Below are 708 nucleotides of genomic sequence, written 5' to 3'. Positions count from 1 at the left end.
GATTTAAACAGCTTGCGATCGCGGCTTTGCCAGTAGCGGATAAACCTGAGAAGAAGAAAGCGGGCCAGAAAACCCAGCAGTAGCGAGAGTGTGACGAGCAATACAGCAGGCACCCATGTCGGCGCACCAGATAACTCACCAGGAAGTAATGGCATGATATTCCCTTCTGTTCAGCTAACAACCGTGGTTGTCAGATAAGTCACCAAAATCAGTAACCGTTATCGTGCCGGTTATCTGCTAAACTCATGATTTCGTACTTCAGTGGGTAAAAATATAGTTCACTGGCCGCTGTTAGCAGGGTAAAAACCCATCAGGTAATCAGGTGCAGTGCTGGCGGTCATCGCAAGGGTATGAATTGGTGGTTTTTTTCGGCTTTATTGCTAAAGGTCTGAAATTGCAGGCAGGTGATGAGGCAAAGCGTCAGAGGGTGCTGACGAGAAATGCGCTGGCAGGCAGTGATGCTGCACCCAGGGAAGAAGTACAACTCGCGCTGAACACGCGCATAGCGCCGCAGGTTGATGCTGAGAAAAAGCGCGCGATTAAGCGCGCAATGCATTATCTGGCGTACGCCTCGGTAGAGAGCGTAATCGTCACTTCGTCGCCCACGGCCGGAACATATTTATCGATTTTAAAGTCCGAGCGTTTGATGACGCCGGTGGCATCAAAACCGATCGCCTGCTTTTTAACCATAGGGTGCATATCCTGCTT

General features: G+C 50.1%; 1 protein-coding gene and 1 pseudogene. Both read right to left on the bottom strand.

The window, feature by feature from the left end; genetic code table 11:
- A pseudogene (locus QMM04_RS22915) lies at positions 1-155 on the bottom strand (mechanosensitive ion channel family protein); the annotation flags it as partial.
- A gap of 400 nt (positions 156-555) precedes the next feature.
- Positions 556-708 (bottom strand): YceI family protein (locus QMM04_RS22910; RefSeq protein ID WP_282997187.1); only part of this gene is annotated, 153 nt, incomplete at its 5' end.

This window comes from Pantoea sp. Pa-EAmG (assembly GCF_030024295.1).
Taxonomy (GTDB): Bacteria; Pseudomonadota; Gammaproteobacteria; order Enterobacterales; family Enterobacteriaceae; genus Pantoea; species Pantoea dispersa.
The sequence above is the reverse complement of the archived record's forward strand: the minus strand, read 5'-3'. Positions and strand labels throughout refer to the sequence as shown.